Origin of the sequence: Terribacillus saccharophilus, from assembly GCF_046592895.1 — a bacterium.
GTDB lineage: Bacteria > Bacillota > Bacilli > Bacillales > Amphibacillaceae > Terribacillus > Terribacillus saccharophilus_D.
Map to the genome: position 1 here is coordinate 198,097 of NZ_JAWVPU010000003.1, position 17,063 is coordinate 215,159.

General features: G+C 43.5%; 19 protein-coding genes. 2 read left to right on the top strand and 17 right to left on the bottom strand.

Going from position 1 to position 17,063, the window contains the following annotated elements; genetic code table 11:
• Positions 1-25: 25 nt before the first annotated feature.
• Complete coding sequence (locus tag SFC66_RS11865) at positions 26-238, bottom strand: hypothetical protein (protein ID WP_095223413.1); 213 nt, start codon at positions 236-238, stop codon at positions 26-28.
• A gap of 227 nt (positions 239-465) precedes the next feature.
• On the opposite strand from SFC66_RS11865, the gene SFC66_RS11870 reads away from it, so the two are divergent.
• Positions 466-753 carry a hypothetical protein gene (locus SFC66_RS11870; protein WP_411218940.1) on the top strand — a complete coding sequence of 96 codons (288 nt, stop codon included), beginning with the start codon at positions 466-468 and terminating at the stop codon, positions 751-753.
• 9 nt (positions 754-762) lie between these two features.
• On the opposite strand, the gene SFC66_RS11875 is transcribed toward SFC66_RS11870, so the two are convergent.
• Complete coding sequence (locus SFC66_RS11875) at positions 763-1,257, bottom strand: GNAT family N-acetyltransferase (RefSeq protein WP_411218941.1); 495 nt, start codon at positions 1,255-1,257, stop codon at positions 763-765.
• Positions 1,258-1,734: 477 nt separating this feature from the next.
• Here SFC66_RS11875 and SFC66_RS11880 point away from each other — a divergent pair, with 477 nt between their 5' ends.
• Entirely contained in the window at positions 1,735-1,962 is a 228-nt protein-coding gene (locus SFC66_RS11880) for a YozQ family protein (RefSeq protein WP_411218942.1), read from the top strand.
• Between the two features lie 35 nt (positions 1,963-1,997).
• On the opposite strand, the gene SFC66_RS11885 is transcribed toward SFC66_RS11880, so the two are convergent.
• The 15 genes from SFC66_RS11885 to dltA all read right to left on the bottom strand — a co-directional run bounded on the left by SFC66_RS11885 (position 1,998) and on the right by dltA (position 17,052).
• Complete coding sequence (locus SFC66_RS11885; RefSeq protein ID WP_411218943.1) at positions 1,998-3,494, bottom strand: PH domain-containing protein; 1,497 nt, start codon at positions 3,492-3,494, stop codon at positions 1,998-2,000.
• On the bottom strand, positions 3,494-3,988 hold the full coding sequence (locus tag SFC66_RS11890) for a PH domain-containing protein (protein WP_411218944.1): 495 nt from the start codon (positions 3,986-3,988) through the stop codon (positions 3,494-3,496). The genes SFC66_RS11885 and SFC66_RS11890 overlap by 1 nt, the downstream gene beginning before the upstream one ends.
• Before the next feature lie 271 nt (positions 3,989-4,259).
• Positions 4,260-5,738, bottom strand: a complete 1,479-nt coding sequence (locus tag SFC66_RS11895) for a DHA2 family efflux MFS transporter permease subunit (RefSeq protein WP_411219113.1) — start codon at positions 5,736-5,738, stop codon at positions 4,260-4,262.
• Positions 5,739-5,916: 178 nt separating this feature from the next.
• Positions 5,917-6,540, bottom strand: a complete 624-nt coding sequence (locus SFC66_RS11900; RefSeq protein WP_411218945.1) for a TetR/AcrR family transcriptional regulator — start codon at positions 6,538-6,540, stop codon at positions 5,917-5,919.
• Positions 6,541-6,697: 157 nt separating this feature from the next.
• Complete coding sequence (locus SFC66_RS11905; protein WP_411218946.1) at positions 6,698-7,606, bottom strand: aldo/keto reductase; 909 nt, start codon at positions 7,604-7,606, stop codon at positions 6,698-6,700.
• Positions 7,607-7,627: 21 nt separating this feature from the next.
• Positions 7,628-8,824: an ornithine--oxo-acid transaminase gene (locus SFC66_RS11910; RefSeq protein ID WP_411218947.1), complete on the bottom strand. Its 1,197-nt coding sequence runs from the start codon at positions 8,822-8,824 to the stop codon at positions 7,628-7,630.
• Between the two features lie 145 nt (positions 8,825-8,969).
• Positions 8,970-9,422, bottom strand: a complete 453-nt coding sequence (locus SFC66_RS11915) for a GNAT family N-acetyltransferase (RefSeq protein WP_411218948.1) — start codon at positions 9,420-9,422, stop codon at positions 8,970-8,972.
• 87 nt (positions 9,423-9,509) lie between these two features.
• Entirely contained in the window at positions 9,510-10,508 is a 999-nt protein-coding gene (locus SFC66_RS11920) for a sensor histidine kinase (RefSeq protein ID WP_411218949.1), read from the bottom strand.
• Entirely contained in the window at positions 10,505-11,176 is a 672-nt protein-coding gene (locus tag SFC66_RS11925; RefSeq protein ID WP_411218950.1) for a response regulator transcription factor, read from the bottom strand. Before SFC66_RS11925 ends, SFC66_RS11920 begins: the two co-directional genes overlap by 4 nt.
• A 4-nt stretch (positions 11,177-11,180) precedes the next feature.
• Entirely contained in the window at positions 11,181-12,173 is a 993-nt protein-coding gene (locus tag SFC66_RS11930) for an alpha/beta hydrolase (RefSeq protein ID WP_411218951.1), read from the bottom strand.
• Between the two features lie 118 nt (positions 12,174-12,291).
• Positions 12,292-12,873 (bottom strand): DUF2238 domain-containing protein, encoded by a 582-nt coding sequence (locus tag SFC66_RS11935; RefSeq protein ID WP_411218952.1) that lies wholly within the window; start codon positions 12,871-12,873, stop codon positions 12,292-12,294.
• A gap of 104 nt (positions 12,874-12,977) precedes the next feature.
• Complete coding sequence (gene dltD, locus SFC66_RS11940) at positions 12,978-14,138, bottom strand: D-alanyl-lipoteichoic acid biosynthesis protein DltD (RefSeq protein ID WP_411218953.1); 1,161 nt, start codon at positions 14,136-14,138, stop codon at positions 12,978-12,980.
• A complete protein-coding gene (dltC, locus tag SFC66_RS11945) occupies positions 14,138-14,374 on the bottom strand; it encodes a D-alanine--poly(phosphoribitol) ligase subunit DltC (protein WP_411218954.1) in 237 nt (78 codons plus the stop codon). The genes dltD and dltC overlap by 1 nt, the downstream gene beginning before the upstream one ends.
• A gap of 18 nt (positions 14,375-14,392) precedes the next feature.
• Entirely contained in the window at positions 14,393-15,550 is a 1,158-nt protein-coding gene (gene dltB, locus SFC66_RS11950) for a D-alanyl-lipoteichoic acid biosynthesis protein DltB (RefSeq protein WP_411218955.1), read from the bottom strand.
• Positions 15,547-17,052, bottom strand: a complete 1,506-nt coding sequence (dltA, locus tag SFC66_RS11955; protein ID WP_411218956.1) for a D-alanine--poly(phosphoribitol) ligase subunit DltA — start codon at positions 17,050-17,052, stop codon at positions 15,547-15,549. Before dltA ends, dltB begins: the two co-directional genes overlap by 4 nt.
• Positions 17,053-17,063: the final 11 nt, after the last annotated feature.

Below are 17,063 nucleotides of genomic sequence, written 5' to 3' on the forward strand. Positions count from 1 at the left end.
AGTATGACTCCGGGTCGTTTTTCAATCAAGTACAGCCTTCACATTCGTAATAGCGTTTGCTTGCATCCAATGTACGAAGCAAGCTGCCGATTTCGACTTCTTCTGGTTCTACGAATTCCAAATCCGCCACACGTTCCTTGATGGACTGGCGAGCTTCTTCCTCAGAAGCTGCAACGTGACTGAATTCACTTGTTTCGCCAGTTGGCAGGATTTTGTATTCGAATAAATATCTTTGCATAATACCGGCCTCCGTAACACAATATCTAGTGTACGTACACTATACACCATCCCATATATGCACGTCAATCGTTAAAATCCCGTTTTACTATTTTGCTAGTTTTCTTAATAATCTGTATCCCCAGCTACCCCTTTTTCTAAACGGCTTTTGGTTCGAAAAGGAAAATGATCTGCATCCTTAATAAGTCAGGACAACCTAGCATACGCTATACAAAGGAGGTAGGAACGTTGGAATTTCCTATGATCATGACAAACTTCTGGGATGCTGTCCTCGGTGTGCCGATCGTTCTTATTTTTACCCAAATCGTGAAGCATCTCCTGCCCATTCCCGGCAAGTATACACCTACAATCGCCTTGCTGAGCGGATTGATTCTGTCCATCTTCTTCAGTCACCCGCATAACCTGATTGCCGCGATCTTCATGGGATATTTTTATGGCTATGCTGCCATCGGAAGCTATGCGGCTTTGCGTACCGCTTTTCACTCTTATCGAAAGGACAAACATGATTATCGCTGACCGCAGGAATCATGCATCATAAACATGATGCAGAATCATCCTTTTTACATGCTCGAATGCGTCTCTATCGTAAGCATCTGGATAACTCATGAGCTGTAATGGCAGAGGCGCACTCCCTTCATGCAATGGAGGCTGCTCATACGGATGATCATGCAAGTGAAAGCCCAAGCGTTCATAAAAGCGCACGCGGCGGGCTGCAGCCTCGGATCCAGCTGGCGGCTCCACCTCCAGTATGATCGGCTTTTCAGAAGCAGTCATGATTTCTTTCATGATCCGTCTGCCCATTCCTTGTCCTCTGAAAGTCTCAGCCACTGCAATATGTTCGATGAAAGAGAAATCCGGCAAGTTATACATTGCACAAAAAGCTGCTAAACTACCATTCTCTTCATACATAAATATCCGATAATCTTCCCTGTCCAGAAGTGCTTTTTGCTCAGCGAAACTGCGATGTTCCTCAATCGGGAATGCACGCTCCATCAATTCATAAACTGTTTCAAAATCCATTGGTATCAATACGTCCTTTTCTTACTAGTATACATGAAAAAGAAGCGCCAGCAGCTGCCGGCGCTTCTTTTTCATCTTATTAGGACACTGCTTCTGAAATCCCTTTTGCAACCGCAAAGAACGTTACCCAGAGCGGGATACTCAATCCAGTACCATATAGTAACCCTACGAAAAAATTATTTTCATTTTTCTTCATTTCTTGTCCACTCCTTCTAGTATGAGGATGTAGAATAGCTTTCCTGCTTACATACATTTTATTATGAAAGCGTTTGCAAGGTAAAGGGTTTTATTTTGCTAAAATTCTCCACCAGCCGCTTTCTTACTTCAAGTTTTCCCATAATATCCTTCTTATAAACGTCTCGCGGAATAGACAGGACCATAGAAGGATATGTAAACAAATATCGGCTAGTCATAAAGTCAAACATATTTTTCCTTTCTTTCGGGAAACTAATGAGTAAACGGAAGGAGGAATACAAATTGGGTAAATCAAAACAAGAAACTGCAAATGAGGTAGCTGATAAAATGTATAGACCTCAAGAAAATGGTGGTTCATCAAATTCCGTGGATAAAGGTATTTCGGATACGCACGAGCAAGTAACGGATACACTTACAGAGGGTACTGTCGATGGCAAGATAGACAATGTGGACAAAGACGGATCCTTGAAGAATGAAGAAGGCAAAGACATACCACGCGAAGGATTCTAAACACAGAAGGACAGTCCGCTTGGGACTGTCCTTCCCTATTGCCGCCGGACATCATTTGTCCGCTGGTGATACCATGTATAGAAGCGTTCTGCTTCACTTGCAGGTAAATCTTTGAGTTTGTTATGAAGTACAGGCTTCCCCCGCGTGACCGATTCGATCGTCGCCAATTTAAGCCAGCGCTGCAGCGGATTCTGATACTTGGCTATCTCGATCATCTTGTTTCTTTTAGTCACAAACAATGTAGTTGTGAATGCTCCTGATTTTATCTGGAAGAACTTCTCGCTAACCAGATAACTTGTATGTTTAAAGTCCAAATAGCGATATATTCCTATCAGCAAGAATAGGGCAATGGAAACGATCCACCACGTAATCTGGTATCCAAGTACTTCCGGCTGCCAAAAATACAGTGTGATGGTCACTCCCAGCCAAATGATAGATGGCTGCAGCAACCGATAAGGCAGCACCTTCTGCTGCAGTTTTTCCATGGAAAGCTTCACTTCATACTCTGGCAAAATTTCTTTGATCAGATTCTGTGCCTGCTGCAATTTGAAAAATGGATAAAGGGAATTGATGGACTCTGTATCATCACTGATATCCAGTGCACCTGTGCTGATCAGTTTCACCTTCGCCAATCCAAGTAAACGATGCAGCAGCGGCTGGCTGATCTCTATACCTTGCACGCGATCTTTCCGGATGGAAAAGGACGATTCACTTAGTAAGCCTGTTTGGATATAAATATGCTGTTCATCCGATGCCAGCTCATAGTTGCCGTATTTCTGCAAGATACGCCACATGTTCACAAGCAGTGATATTGCGATAAGTCCGATGACTCCCACTGCCGGGATCCACCAGACCTTCAAAAGCGGTAAATACTGCCTTAAAACCTTCCATTCAAAGAATATATCGAATTTCAGGGCAAAACCGATCAGCAATGGCGGAATGAGTAAAAAGCTCAAGGAAGTAAAAGAAGCTTTTATCAATTCTTTGATTGTCGGTTTAAAATGACTTGTTCTCTCTTCGGATGCAGGAACAGGTTGTTCCGGTAGCATTTCTTCATGCCCCGGCTGCTCCTCCATCACTTCGGTATGTGAGTCAGTCTGCTTCTCCCTTTTAGTCAGCTCCTCCAGCCGCAGCGCTTCTACTTTGGTCAGTATTTTAAAGTCCACCGCTTTTTCCCGCGACCCTGTTTCAAACTTAATCGCTGTCAGACGGAGGAGACGGTGCAAAACTGTTGTATGCTTGGTTACATTTTGTATTTTCTCATACGGAACAGTGCGGCTGGATTTGGAAAAGATGCCGCTGTATAAGTGGAATGCTTGTTCATCTGCTGCATATTTTTCCGAGAACCATGACAATAAATCACTCGCTATGGATAGAACTATGATGGCCAAAATAAAATATTTCGCATATGTACCCCACCAGCCATCACTATCATTGAAGATAGTGAAAACAATGAGAGGAACGATCCAATTCCTTATCGATTTTCCAATCCGAAACAGTAAAACAGCCGGATGATAACGTTTCGTATCCATCAATCGTCCTCTTCCTTCGCTTTGGCATATGCTGCAATTTCATCCCTTAACGCATAAGCCTCTTTCTCCGGCAATCCAGGAATGCTGTATTCGCCTGCCATTGTCTCTATCTCTACTTCCCGGAGCTTGTATTTCCTCAGTAGCGGTCCTTGTTTGGTTTCGACGGACTGAATCTTCGTTACCGGTATAAGCTGATCTTTTTGAAACCACGCACCCTGTTTAAGCTGGACATATTCCTCATCGATGGCATAACGCCAATTACGATGATCGATTATAGTAGCAAAGTAGCCGATCACCCCAAACGGTATCGAGATGATAAGCAAAACCAAAAGTACGATTCCAATCCATGATGGCCAATCAAAAAAATGATCCAGCCCGAATAAAGCACCAAAAATCAAGAGCACGACTATGTCAAAAATGATATCTCCAATCAATCCAACACGTAATGTTTCTTTCGGTAATTTGTGTTGAGGTATGTTTACTTGTGCAGACATTGATTTTCCCCCTCTTTTCTCTCTCTGCTAACTTATACGAGATAAAATGGATATAAGTTTCATAACTGTACTAAAGAAATAGCACATTAACATATTAAGCAAAACCACTTAAAATATTGTAAATATATTTTCATCAGCAAAAAAGTCCAAAATCATAAAGGGAGGAACCACAACTAATGATAATCAAGCTAGCTCTAACTTGTAGCTGATAATAAAGAAAACAGTATCTTCCACACAAAAAAATGGACCCGGTACAACCGGATCCATTCCTTTATTTTGCAGGCTCAGGACTTCCCTGGCCAATATCTTGTTGTTTCTCAATCTTTCTTACAGCATCGCTGCTTGTGTCCACGCGTTTCACGAAGAATGCCAATAGTAATGCCACGATATTGATTGCCAGTGCTACATAGAAGGAAGCATGAATACCAGCAAGCAGGGCTTTTTGTGTCATCAGTGCAGTGGATGCTTCTGTCAGTGTCGCTGGGTCCACGCCTGCCATCAAGCTTTCACCTTCATTTTTTGTAACAGTGTTCATGATTGTCACCAAGATAGCAGTACCGATTGAACCGGATACTTGCTGCGCCGTGTTATTCACCGCTGTACCATGCGGGTTCAATACAGTTGGCAGCTGGTTCAGACCGTTTGTCATGATCGGCATCATGACCATTGACATACCGAACATACGCAATGTGTAAATGAAGATGATATAAGCATAACTAGAGTCAAGTTGCAGATGAGCCAGCATATAGGTAGAAACTGCTGTTATAGCCAATCCGACAACTGCCAGGATACGCGGTCCGAACTTATCGAAAAGACGGCCGGTGATCGGCGACATCACACCCATGATAATCGCACCAGGAAGCATCATCAGTCCTGAATCCAATGGTGAGATTCCTCGTACATTCTGAACGTAAGCCGGTGTCAAGATCATACCAGAGAACATCGCTACAGCGTTTACTACAGAGATGACGGAAGAAAGTGCAAACATTGGATGCTTGTAAACACGCAAATCCAATAGTGGTTTTTCCATGCGCAATTGGCGGCGTACAAAGACAACCAATGCGATTGCTCCGACAATCAGCGTAGTCAATACGACTGGATCGGTCCAGCCATCGGAACTAGCGGAACTGAATCCATAAAGCAAACCACCGAAACCAATGGATGATAGCACGACGGATAGATAGTCGAGTGATGCTTCTGTGTTCTGCTGCATCACATTTTTAAGCTTCCAGACAGCAAGTAACAAACTGATCACGGCCAGCGGAAGAATCATTTCAAACAATAGACGCCAGTCATAGTATTCCACGATATAACCGGACAATGTAGGTCCGATAGCTGGCGCTGTAATCATAACCAGACCAAAAATCCCCATCGCTGTCCCACGTTTTTCACGCGGGAAGCTGACGAGCATGATATTCATCAGCAACGGTCCCATGACCGAGGAACCTGCTGCTTGCACCATACGTCCAGTCAGCAATAGACCGAAGTTCGGCGCAAAAGCTGCCAAAGCAGTACCGAGCGTAAAAATGATCATCGCTGTAATGAACAGCATACGGTTGGAGAAACGTGTCACTAAAAAGGCGGAGGCTGGAATCAAAACCCCGCTGACGAGCATATAGCCTGTTGCAAGCCATTGAACCGTCGAATAATCCTCGATTTTCAAGTCAACCATGATCGATGGCAAGGCAACGTTCAGCAACGAGTTATTCAAGAAGGAGACAAATGCTCCGACAAATAAAATAGCCAGCATCAGATAAGGTACTTTTCTAGGTTGCGTTGTTTCCGTGTTCAAAATTCTATCTCCCCTTATTCAATTTAAGGCTGCAAAAGCGGCCGTTTGCATAATGTTGCGTTGATTCCCTGCTGTTGCAGTGTCACCACAAGTTTTTTCATGAAATCATCGCTTTTTTTGATCACCTTATCGTACATCAGTCGACACCTTCCTTTTGCAGTCCTTTTTTCACCAAGCTGATCTGCGTTTCATAATTAGAGATAGCTTCCGTATCCGTAAGATCATGGACAAATACTTGAACAAGATTATGAAAAGTGATGGCCCCGATGATCCTGATGACATGCGTTAGCTCTTGCTTATCCTCGATATTCAGATAAGACGTATCTATCATCTCCAAGGTTTGGTTGCGTTCATTTTTCAAGCTCTCTTTATATATGTTATTTGCCATAGTATTTTCTTTCCGGTGGTTCATATTCAGGAACGCATACTTGAGAAAGTCACTATGCTCCTCGTCATGACGCAAAGAAATCATATAACGGAACTGTTCTGATAAAGACTCCAGCAGATTGCCCTTCTTTTCTTGAAGAATCGCCGTCATCTTCTTATTATTCCCTTGCGCAAGCTGATTCAATAAATAATAATACAGATCTTCCTTATCCTCAAAGTACTGATAAAAACTGCCTCTTGGAATTCCAGCATCTTTAATGATGTTCGCTATGGACGCTTCATGAAGCGGGACCCTTGAGAACTCTTTCTTGGCAGCTTGAATCAGCGTACCCTTTTTGTCTTCCGGTAAAGAAAGAAAGGTTTGCTTTGGCATTTTTTTCACCCCTGCCTAAACATATGACACTGTGTCACAATTGATGATAAGAAAATTATATGTGACACAGTGTCACATGTCAATGGTTTGCTACTAGTTATCCCACAAAAAAACGAATTACCCAACAAAGGTAATTCGCGCTAAGATAACCACAAGGTCACGGTACATTATTTCCGGCCGCTCGATACAAGCCGTACCACTCTTCCCTGGTCAGCCGAATGGAAAGTGCTTGGGTGATGGATTGTATTCGTTCTGTGTTCATCGAACCAATGATAGCTTGTATATTGGCAGGATGTCGCAGGATCCAAGCAATTGCAATCGCCGATTTACTGACTCCGTACTTCTCAGCTGCTTCCTGCAGGGCCGCATTGACTTCTGGAAAATCGGGATGGTCGATGAAAACTCCTTCAATCATACCGAATTGGAAAGGTGACCATGCTTGGACTGTCATGTTGTGAAGCTGGCTATACGCCAGCAAACCGCTGTCACGCACAATCGACTCCTTGTTTTGCATATTCACATTCAATCCAGCGTCAATCAAAGGTGTATGCATCAAACTGAATTGCAGCTGATTGATAATCAAATCTTCCTCGACATATTGTTTCAGCAATTCTATCTGCTGAGGGTGATGATTACTGACACCAAAGTACCTTACCTTCCCACTTTCTTTCAGCTCACGAAATGCTTCGGCTACTTCCTCTGGCTCCATCAGCGCATCTGGCCGGTGCAGCAGCAGACTGTCCAGATAATCCGTCTGCAGCCTTTGCAGTATAGCGTCGACACTGGAGATGATATGCGTCTTGGAAAAGTCGAAATATCCGTGCCGGATCCCGCATTTGGATTGCAGCAGAATATCTTCCCTTTTTACACTGCTCTCGTCAAGCGCGGAAGCAAAGATTTCTTCCGACGTTCCCGCTCCATAAATATCCGCATGATCGAATAGATTGATACCCGCTTCAAAGCTTGCGTCGATGACATTGGTCGCTTCCTGCTTCGTCAGATCGCTCATCCGCATACAGCCAAGAGCGATTGGTGCTGTTTCCAGTTCACTTATACCTAGCTTCAATTTATCTCCACTCCTTCTCCATTACTGCAATACTTGCTTCAGCCTCTCCAGTGCCCATGCTAGCTCATCTTCGGTAATGACCAAGGGCGGGGCGATCCGGATGACCGTTTCATGCGTCTCTTTGCACAGCACACCAAGTTCTTTCAGCTTTTCACAATAAGGGCGGGCGGCTTCGTTCAATTCAATGCCGATGAACAATCCTCTACCCCGAATGTCTTTGATTTTAGGTGAGGACAGCTTTTTCAGCTCCTCAAGTAAATAGGTGCCAAGACGTTGGGATTTCTCTGCCAAATCTTCTTCCTGTAGCACATCAAGTGCCGCAATCGAAACAGCACAAGCCAGCGGATTGCCTCCGAAAGTGGAACCGTGAGAGCCAGGATTGAAAACAGATAATATATCTTTATCACCCGCCACACAGGAAATCGGGAACACACCGCCGCCCAATGCCTTGCCAAGGATATACAAGTCCGGCGTGACATTCTCCCAGTCACATGCGAACGACTTGCCAGTACGTCCGAGGCCGACTTGGATTTCATCAGCAATGAATAGGACATTTTCTTGCTGACATAATTCCGCTGCTGCTTTTAAGTACCCTTTTGGCGGGATGATGATGCCTGCCTCCCCTTGAATCGGTTCCAATAGGAAGGCCGCTGTATTCGGTGTGATCGCAGATTTGAGAGCTTCCAAATCACCAAAAGGAATAATCTTGATTCCTGGTATCATCGGACCGAATCCGCGGCGATATTCCGCTTCCGATGAAAGCGAAACAGCGGTCATCGTCCGGCCATGGAAGTTTCCGCTGCACACAATGATCTCCGCTTGATCATCTGCAATGCCCTTTACGTCGTATCCCCAGCGCCTGGCCGTTTTAAAAGCTGTCTCGACAGCTTCAGCCCCGGTGTTCATCGGCAGAATCATATTCTTGCCAGTCAAAGCAGCCACTTTTTCGTACCATAAACCTAACTGGTCGTTTTGAAATGCACGGGATGTGAGCGTCACTTTCTGGGCCTGTTCAATGAGTGCCGCAATGATTTTCGGATGACGATGTCCTTGATTCACCGCCGAATACGCACTGAGCATATCCATATAGCGCTTTCCCTCGGTATCCTCAACCCATACGCCTTCAGCTTTCGCTATGACGATCGGAAGCGGATGATAATTATTCGCTCCATACTGTTCTGTCAATTGCATCACATGCTGTACATCTGTCGTTTTCATCCCAACTGCCCCTTCCTTAGGTTCACTTGGCGCCCCGGATGCAGCGCAATCATAGTTTCATTCTAACAAAGCAGCAGTCGATTGAAAGCGTTTCAACAAGAAATACAAAAAATCGCCAGGCTAGGGAACCTGACGACTACTAGCATCATGATGTCACTGTGACATTCTCTTTCTTTTCCATGATGATATGCGGAATTCCGTCTTCATCAAAAACATCGCTAGCTTCCGTATATCCGAGTTTCCGGTAAAATCCACTCGCTTGAACTTGTGCATGCAATTTGAAATCCGTTTTACCAGCAAGACGGGCGATTTCTTCCAAACTAGCAATAATCACTCTGCCAAGTCCATATTTGCGGTACTCCTTCATCATACATATGCGCTCAAGCTTCGCATAATCCCCGACAAAACGCAGTCTGCCCGTACCGACAGCCTTGTCCTCATGGTAAACCAGTATATGCTGACAAGCACCGTCCAGCACATCGAACTGATCGAACTCATCTTCATAAGCTACGCCTTGCTCTTCCACGAAAATCGCCACACGCATCGCCTTTGCTTTTTCGAAATCTTGTTCGTTTTGAATGATTTTATATGTAGCCATCGTTGTATTCCTCTCCTGCTGAATGTGAGTTCGCTATTGTTTTATGATACAACAAAACTAATATTTATTCATAGGATAATTTTCACTTCATCTCGTTGTTTCAGGTGATTGGAATAAATATCTTGTTCCTTCTTTATTTGCAATCAATTGATACTCCAGATGAAGGATTCTTGCGGTGTCCTTGATTATCTTTAGACCCAGTCCTTGCTTCACCTCATCGACTCTGAAGCCTTTTCCATCATCTGCAATGGATATTGATTGGGCTGTGAGTGTGAGAGTAAGATTATCTGCTTTTGCATGTTTCAAAGTATTTTGGAATATATTATCGAACATCCGCTGCAGCCAAAGCTCATTTGCAATCCACATCACTGGCTTTTCTCCATCATAAAATCGAATTTGAATGTTTTGCATGCTGTATAAGTAGCTCCATTTATCAATCATCAGCTGACAAAAAGCACGCATGTCCACTTCTTCGCTTATGACATAAGCCTCCGAAAGTCCTTCTGAAGCATGAAAGGGGAGTTCGGATGACAAATCGGCAATATATTCTATTTGCTGATACATGGAAACTAGCGCATTTTTGTCTTGCAACTCATCTTCCAAATAAAATAACTGCAGGCGCAGTGCAGTCAAAGGCGTATTTATATCATGTTTGAGCTTTTGCAGCATCTCAGTCTCCATCTTCCTCCGCTGTTTCAGCTCAAGTTCGCGGTAAGTGGTTCGTTCGATAAGCAGGTTGACTGCTTCTGTCAGATCACCTAGCTCATCCCTCCGCTCAACGGGTAAAGTTTCCGGGATAGCTGCACTCGCAGCAAGTTCTTTGATCGTTGTTTGCAGCAAAGCAATTTTCCTAAGTAATGCATTGATCGAAATAGAAAACAGAAACGCCATTACAACCAATCCAATGAAGCAGACAACGAGCATCACAGGATAGCCTAGTGACTCATGAAATGGAAGATTGTCATTTCGGTGTTTGAAAAACATTTCATAAAGCTGTGCTATAAAGATTCCAGACGTAACCAGCATCAGTGGGACACTGATAAGGGCTATCAGCAACAGAAGTCGATACCTATTTTTGAGTTTCATCGTTTTATCCGAGTGTTAAGCCGGTATCCTTCACCATAGACGTTTTCCAGGATTCTCCCTTGCTGGTCATCCATTTTCATCCTAAGTTTCTTTATATGGACATTCAGTATGTTTGGAGTCCTATCCTCCAGTTGCCAGGCGAATGCCAAGAATTGTTCTTTGGACAAAATTCTATCCCGATTTTCATACATAAAGAAAAACAGCTTCCTTTCCATTGCCGTCAGTATTATTTCGTTCTGAAAACCGCCATTGTATAATTTCTTTTTATCTATATCGATGAAAAGATTTCCTATCTGAGTACAACTTCCATAACGATGCTCCAAAAGGTTTTGTATTCTTATGAGCAATTCCCTGGGATCGAAGGGTTTTGTGATGTACTCTTCTCCCAAAGTAAGTCCACGCAATTTACTCTCTATTTCGTTACGTGCAGAAACGAACAGTACCGGAATATGCAGATCCATGGTTTTGATTTGTTCTCCAAGCCGGAACCCATCTTTACCTGGCAGCATGATATCCATGATGACTAGATCACCAGTATGTAAGACATCCAATAAATTGCTGCCATCCGCAAGCAAATGGACAGTATACCCTTCCCTCTGCAATATTTTCTGCATCAGTTCCCCAATGGCAGGGTCATCCTCCACCACAATGATTTGATAACCTTTCACGCCCCTACTCCTTTCTGTCTTCATCCAGATGTTCGATAAATGAGCTGCCAACTTCATAGATTTCTTCCGGTGCATAAAGATAAATGGAGTGTTTCCCTTCAACCTTTATCATCTCACCATCATCAAGCTGATTCACAAAATCTTGATAATTCTCCATTTTGTAGTCCGTATACTTATTGTGTTCGTTTTCCTTCGTGTACGCAGCAATCAGCAATACAGGTGTTTGTTTAGGCGCCGGTAATGACACTGACTTATCAGCGTTTGCTTCCGCGTTGATCATCTCATCACGTACATTTTGATTTAAAAATCGTTTGAAAGAGATTGCTTTATATATCTCTTTTTCTTTATCGGTCAAAAAACCTTGCTTGATTACTTCCGGGTGATAAACTTGCTCTGGCATCATTCTGTGGTACCCAAGTTCCGCTGCAACGTTCATGCCCCGAAACAGCAGTTTTTCAGTTTGAGTTGGTGGATGATTGACATAATCCCGTGGCAGTCCGATGTCCAATGCCAGGATAGCTTTCACTTCTTCTGGATATTTTTGCGCCCAATAGATTGCTTCTATTCCAGATAATGAGTGTGGCACCAATACATAAGGCGGTTTATTACCGCTTTTTCGCAGCATTTCTCTTGTCTGATTTACAGTACGATCAATATCGCTCCCCTCATTGTCTTTTTCACTTAAACCATAACCCGCTCGATCAATAACAGCAATACGATCATGCTTGGAAAAGAGACTGTATAATCCCTTCATTTCATAAACCGGCGCAACGACTCCATGCCCCGAAAGAAATACAAATGTATTTTCTCCCTCCCCTTCTTCATATACATGCATTGGCTTTCCGTCGACTGTTACTAGGTCACCTTGCAGTGAAGCTTCCTGTAATAGTTCTTTTTCTTGATGGAGCTTATACTGATGGAAGCTGTAAGCTGCTGCCGAAAGAAGAAAAATCAGCAGTCCAAGTGTTATAGCTGCAAATTTTAATAAACGTTTCATTTTGTTCCACAATTGAGTCCCTCTCCCTTCTAAGAAGAGTGTACAAACCAAAAATAAACAACTGATAAATTCCATGAAAAAAAGCTGCTCAATAGCAGCTCCTCTCATCAAATATTGATTATCTGATTTCTTTCCCCTCCAGCGGCTTATTCCGGAATAAAGCATAAACGCCCAATATGACTCCGCCAAGCAATCCTGCAATCATATCTGAAATCGTGTCGGTATTTCCGCTTCGCTGCATCACGCTTGTTACGGTCATATCCCCGATGAATTCGATGCTTTCCCAAATTGCACTGCCTAAGGCGGCCATGGATAGAACAAACAAGAAAATAATCCAACGCGATATATAGATTCCTGCTGGGCGTAAAACTTTGTAGCGATAAATGGCTAAGGCAAGCCATGCGACATACATGGCACCAATCACATGAAGTGTTATGTCCCACCATTTGTACTTGTCATAAAAATGGAAGATGGCCCCCAGTATAAAGGTAAAGACAAGCAGCATATAATATCCGAATATATGCGGTACGCTGAATGGTGTGCGCTGGAAGAAAAGCAGAGCGAGCGGCAAGGCACTCATTAGTATCCTGCCGCCGCTCTTGGTCCACGAATTAGTATCACCATTTTTCAGTTCTATAAAGAAGGAAACAAGCATGAAGCATATGAATAAAAAGCTTAAGATATATATCGTTTTCTTCAATCTCCATCTCTCCTTAGACTTTTTTCCATAGTCTAACCAGTCCAGGAGGATTTTAGTTCCTATACAAAAAGACGATCCACCGGCATGGTGAATCGTCTCTGTTATCATTGAAGGAATTTCTCCATATCTTCGTCCAGGTATACCCAGCCTTTCCAGCCGATATGAATGGTATCACGCATGAAATACGGATCATACTCATGATCAGAATAGTCGGCATAAGTAAAGCCATAATCATCGATTTGATTTTTGATTCGATCATAGTAGTCATCCCGTCCTTGTTTCGGGAAGCCAGTATAATCATAGTATTCTCCGTTCACCGGAATGATGACAAATAGCGGTTTTGCTTCTGCTTTTTTCAGGATATCAAGCATCAGCTGAAAGTCCGCATATTCCGGGGACTCTGCGTAAGAATGTCCTTTATTCTTACCTTCCATCTCTTTGATGTGATTCTTTTTATGTTTATACACATTGGTTGCGATGTGGAATTTAGAGTCCTTCGTCCGTTTCTCACCATAAGCATCAGCCTGTTCCTGCAGTTCCTCCCAGGTCTTATTTTTCACATCATCGGATTCATGCCGATTTGGCTGTACATCTTTCAAGAGCGTGAAATACAAATCCTTTTTCTTAAGCATTGAAATATACGCTTTGGCAGGGGCTGTCAGCAGGTTTAGCTTGATTTTCTCATCATGCAGATAAGCATCGTACAATTGATACAGCATCGTGTCATTTTTGACTGCATCATATGACATCAGCCTTTGCATCAATTCCCGCTTCACATTTTCATCTATATCGTCATTGAATGGCAGTTCAAAAGCCTGTAACGAAGAGTAATTCGGTGCAAAATGCTGTTCATCCGTACCCTGCTTGACGAACCATTGCGGCGATACGATGATGACCATCTGCTTGCCTTTCAGCTTATCCGCATGCGTTGCAAGATTCAAATCATGGATGATCGAAGTAGTACCGCCTTTCCCGATCAAATACGGTGTATAATCCGCGCCATTTGTTTCAAAGTAGTTGGACGGGTGAAACGGATCCCAGCGGGACAGCTCGGAAGATCCGTAAATCGGGACATAATCCGGATCAGCAAGCATTTCTCCCTGCAAATATGTACCTTGGAACATGTTCGGCTCCAGGCTGGCAGCCGATTGCTCCAAACGATCGTCCGGCACCAGTTTGGCCAGCCAGGAAGCCGGTACAAAAACAAAGCCGGCGAACAGGACCAATGCAAGAATGATTGGTCCGAATAGATACTTCTTTTTCATTATTTCAGCTCATTCAATCGATCGATAATCGCATTTGGTGTATTCCATGTATCACGGTCGAATTCCGTGATCGGCACATTGATGCCTAGCTGTTCTTCAAATTGAACAAGCAATTCAACTGTTGCAAAAGAATCCAGCAGTCCAGCTTCGAAGATATCCAGATCATGCTCCTCTTTCACAACATCGTCTTCACAAACTTCAGCAATAACATGTAGTACTTTCTCTTTAAAATCCATTCGTAATTCCCCTTTTATTTATTGAAATGGTCTTCCGGAAAACAGATAGAATCCGAAACAGACAACATGGAAAGTGATGACGATCGAGACAATTGTCATGAATTTTCCTGTCGGCCAGCGTTTATGTTTTTTGTTCCAGGTCTCGAAGAAATTGAAGGCTGTCATCATCAATGCATGATATGCCCCGTAAACGATGTACTGGATAGCCAATCCATGCCAAACTCCCATCAGTAAAAACAATAGGATATAACCGAGATTGGATACGAGCATTTTATTTTGTATCCATTTTTTCTTCTTCATCAGGAAGACAAAACGCATGAATACGTAATCGCGGAACCAGAAAGATAGTGACATATGCCAGCGATTCCAGAAATCTTTTATATTTCGGCTGATAAATGGCAAGTTGAAGTTCTCTGGCGATCTGATGCCCATGATATAGCTCACTCCGACAGCAAATAGTGTGTAGCCGGCAAAATCGAAGAATAAGTACAAGCTATAGCTGTACATATACAGCAGATGATAACTGAAACGGCCATCCGCGATATGGTCGAGATTCATGATGAAATACGTATTGATGCTGTAGCCGATGATGAACTTGTACAAGAAACCAAGGAAAATTTTATTGATTCCTTTATAAAGCAATTCCTTATATTCATCCGGTGCCCAGGTTTTCTGTTCGTCTTTTTGAAAACGGCGGAACCGATCAATCGGCCCTGACGAAATCGTCGGGTAAAACAGCATGAAATTGACGAGCTGATATATCGACAGCTGCTGCTTGATCAAACCATCCCTTGTTTCGATGATGATTTGAACAGCTCGGAAGGTCAGATACGAGATTCCGAGAAAGCTTGCCCAGTTATCCACTGCCAATAACGGTAGGCATTTCGATAAAATCAAAGGCAAGATGGACAGCAAACTCATCAAATAGAATACAAGACTGCTATTCTTCGTTTGTCTGTATTTTATGTAACCTTTGATCAGCACAAGCTGCAGGATGGTAAAGAAGACTAGGGCATAAAACCCTTCATCTCCGCCTGAGAAGATCATCGCAAGTACGACGATGGAGACAAATACATTGTAATAACGCAAATGTTTGCCCAACATACCCAGTATCATCGTTGGCAACAGCAGGATGCCTAATATGATGAAGAAAAGGAATGAGCTATACGGGGTCATTCGAATACCTCTTCTTTCATCTTCTTCCGATCGGCTTTTCCATTCATGGTCATCGGAATCGCTTCATGATACGTGAATTTACGAGGTATCATGTATGCTGGTAAACGAAGAGCAAGATCCTTTCGAATTGCCGCCGTCAGCTGATATTCTTTCGCAAAATCATGTTCTTTCGGAACGATCGCTGCAATCAAGTATTCGATTTCCTCATTTGGTGCATGAGGAATGATGATTGCGGACTCGATATAGTCGGATTGATTGAGATGAAATTCGATATCCTCCAATTCCATCCGGTACCCATGAAGTTTTATTTGGTAATCCAGACGACCTTGGCAGTACACCATTCCGTCTTTTATAACGCCGGCATCTCCAGTTCGGTAAGATGACAAGCCTTCGATCATGCCAAACGCCTTTTCAGTCAGCTGCGGTTCCCCAAGATATCCTTTGGTCACACTCGGACCTGCCAGGACAAGTTCACCTTTCTCGCCTTCAGGCAGCAAACTTCCCACCTCGTCGACAACATATATGCGCATATCCGGTTTCGGAAATCCAACTGGTAATGCTTCTTCTTTGCTCAGCAGTCCTTCGGTGACCTCGATGCTCGTCACCGCGACTGTGGCTTCTGTCGGACCATATGTATTGAAGACTTTTGCATTCGGGAAACGTTCTTTCAACTCCCTTGCCACTGCAAGCGGAAGGACTTCCCCGCAGAAAAGAAATGTTTCAAGCTCAGGAAGCATGGTCGCATCGAAATCCGGATTCGGAAAGCACATCTGCACAAAAGAAGGTGTCGAAGTCCAAATCTGTATCCCGGATTGACCCAAATTTTCAAATAGCTGCTTCGGCTTGCTGATCACGTCTTTATCCAGGGCATGAAGTGTTCCCCCGCTTTGCAAAGCTGGATAAACATCCATCACGGACAAGTCGAATGAAAATGGTGCTTGGTTCATGAATACCTTGTCACTGCCTAAGGGAAAATCTTCCGTCATCCAATCAGTAAAAGATTGCAGGTTGGCTGCCGTCACTTGGACACCTTTTGGGTTCCCGGTGCTGCCAGATGTATAGATGATATAGAATACATCGTTTTCCTTGACCCAATAATCCTGTTCGATCGCTTCCGTTTGATCAAGCTGCAAAGCTTCTGTATGTAATATTGAAATATTGTCTATATCCAGATCTACACCCGTGGTATTGATCACCAGTCCAGCTCCGGATTTTTCCACGATAAGACGCACCCGCTCCATTGGAATGGATGTATCAACCGGTATGTATGGGTAGCCAGCTTTTACGCAGGCGAGAAAGGATACCGGCATATCCGTCCCCATATGGCCGTACACGACAATCGGCGTCTGACGCTGCAGCTGAAAGCTGTCACGGATCAGACTCGCCATTTTGCTGGATTTGTCCCAGAGCATTCCGTAGCTGATTGTATCATTTCCATTGCGAAATGCTGTCTTCTCCGGTGTCATTGCCGCATGTTGTGCAATGGTTGTTAATAGTTTCATAGTTTTTATCT

Excerpts from the sequence above, each read along its gene's own strand:
- SFC66_RS11910 (WP_411218947.1), bottom strand. The coding sequence starts at position 8,824 with ATGAAAACGACAGATGTACAGCATGTGATGCAATTGACAGAACAGTAT.
- SFC66_RS11895 (WP_411219113.1), bottom strand. The coding sequence starts at position 5,738 with ATGCTGGCTATTTTATTTGTCGGAGCATTTGTCTCCTTCTTGAATAAC.
- SFC66_RS11920 (WP_411218949.1), bottom strand. The coding sequence starts at position 10,508 with ATGAAACTCAAAAATAGGTATCGACTTCTGTTGCTGATAGCCCTTATC.
- SFC66_RS11890 (WP_411218944.1), bottom strand. The coding sequence starts at position 3,988 with ATGTCTGCACAAGTAAACATACCTCAACACAAATTACCGAAAGAAACA.
- SFC66_RS11930 (WP_411218951.1), bottom strand. The coding sequence starts at position 12,173 with ATGAAACGTTTATTAAAATTTGCAGCTATAACACTTGGACTGCTGATT.
- SFC66_RS11875 (WP_411218941.1), bottom strand. The coding sequence starts at position 1,257 with ATGGATTTTGAAACAGTTTATGAATTGATGGAGCGTGCATTCCCGATT.
- dltD (WP_411218953.1), bottom strand. The coding sequence starts at position 14,138 with ATGAAAAAGAAGTATCTATTCGGACCAATCATTCTTGCATTGGTCCTG.
- dltC (WP_411218954.1), bottom strand. The coding sequence starts at position 14,374 with ATGGATTTTAAAGAGAAAGTACTACATGTTATTGCTGAAGTTTGTGAA.
- SFC66_RS11885 (WP_411218943.1), bottom strand. The coding sequence starts at position 3,494 with ATGGATACGAAACGTTATCATCCGGCTGTTTTACTGTTTCGGATTGGA.
- dltA (WP_411218956.1), bottom strand. The coding sequence starts at position 17,052 with ATGAAACTATTAACAACCATTGCACAACATGCGGCAATGACACCGGAG.
- SFC66_RS11865 (WP_095223413.1), bottom strand. The coding sequence starts at position 238 with ATGCAAAGATATTTATTCGAATACAAAATCCTGCCAACTGGCGAAACA.
- SFC66_RS11915 (WP_411218948.1), bottom strand. The coding sequence starts at position 9,422 with ATGGCTACATATAAAATCATTCAAAACGAACAAGATTTCGAAAAAGCA.
- dltB (WP_411218955.1), bottom strand. The coding sequence starts at position 15,550 with ATGACCCCGTATAGCTCATTCCTTTTCTTCATCATATTAGGCATCCTG.
- SFC66_RS11900 (WP_411218945.1), bottom strand. The coding sequence starts at position 6,540 with ATGCCAAAGCAAACCTTTCTTTCTTTACCGGAAGACAAAAAGGGTACG.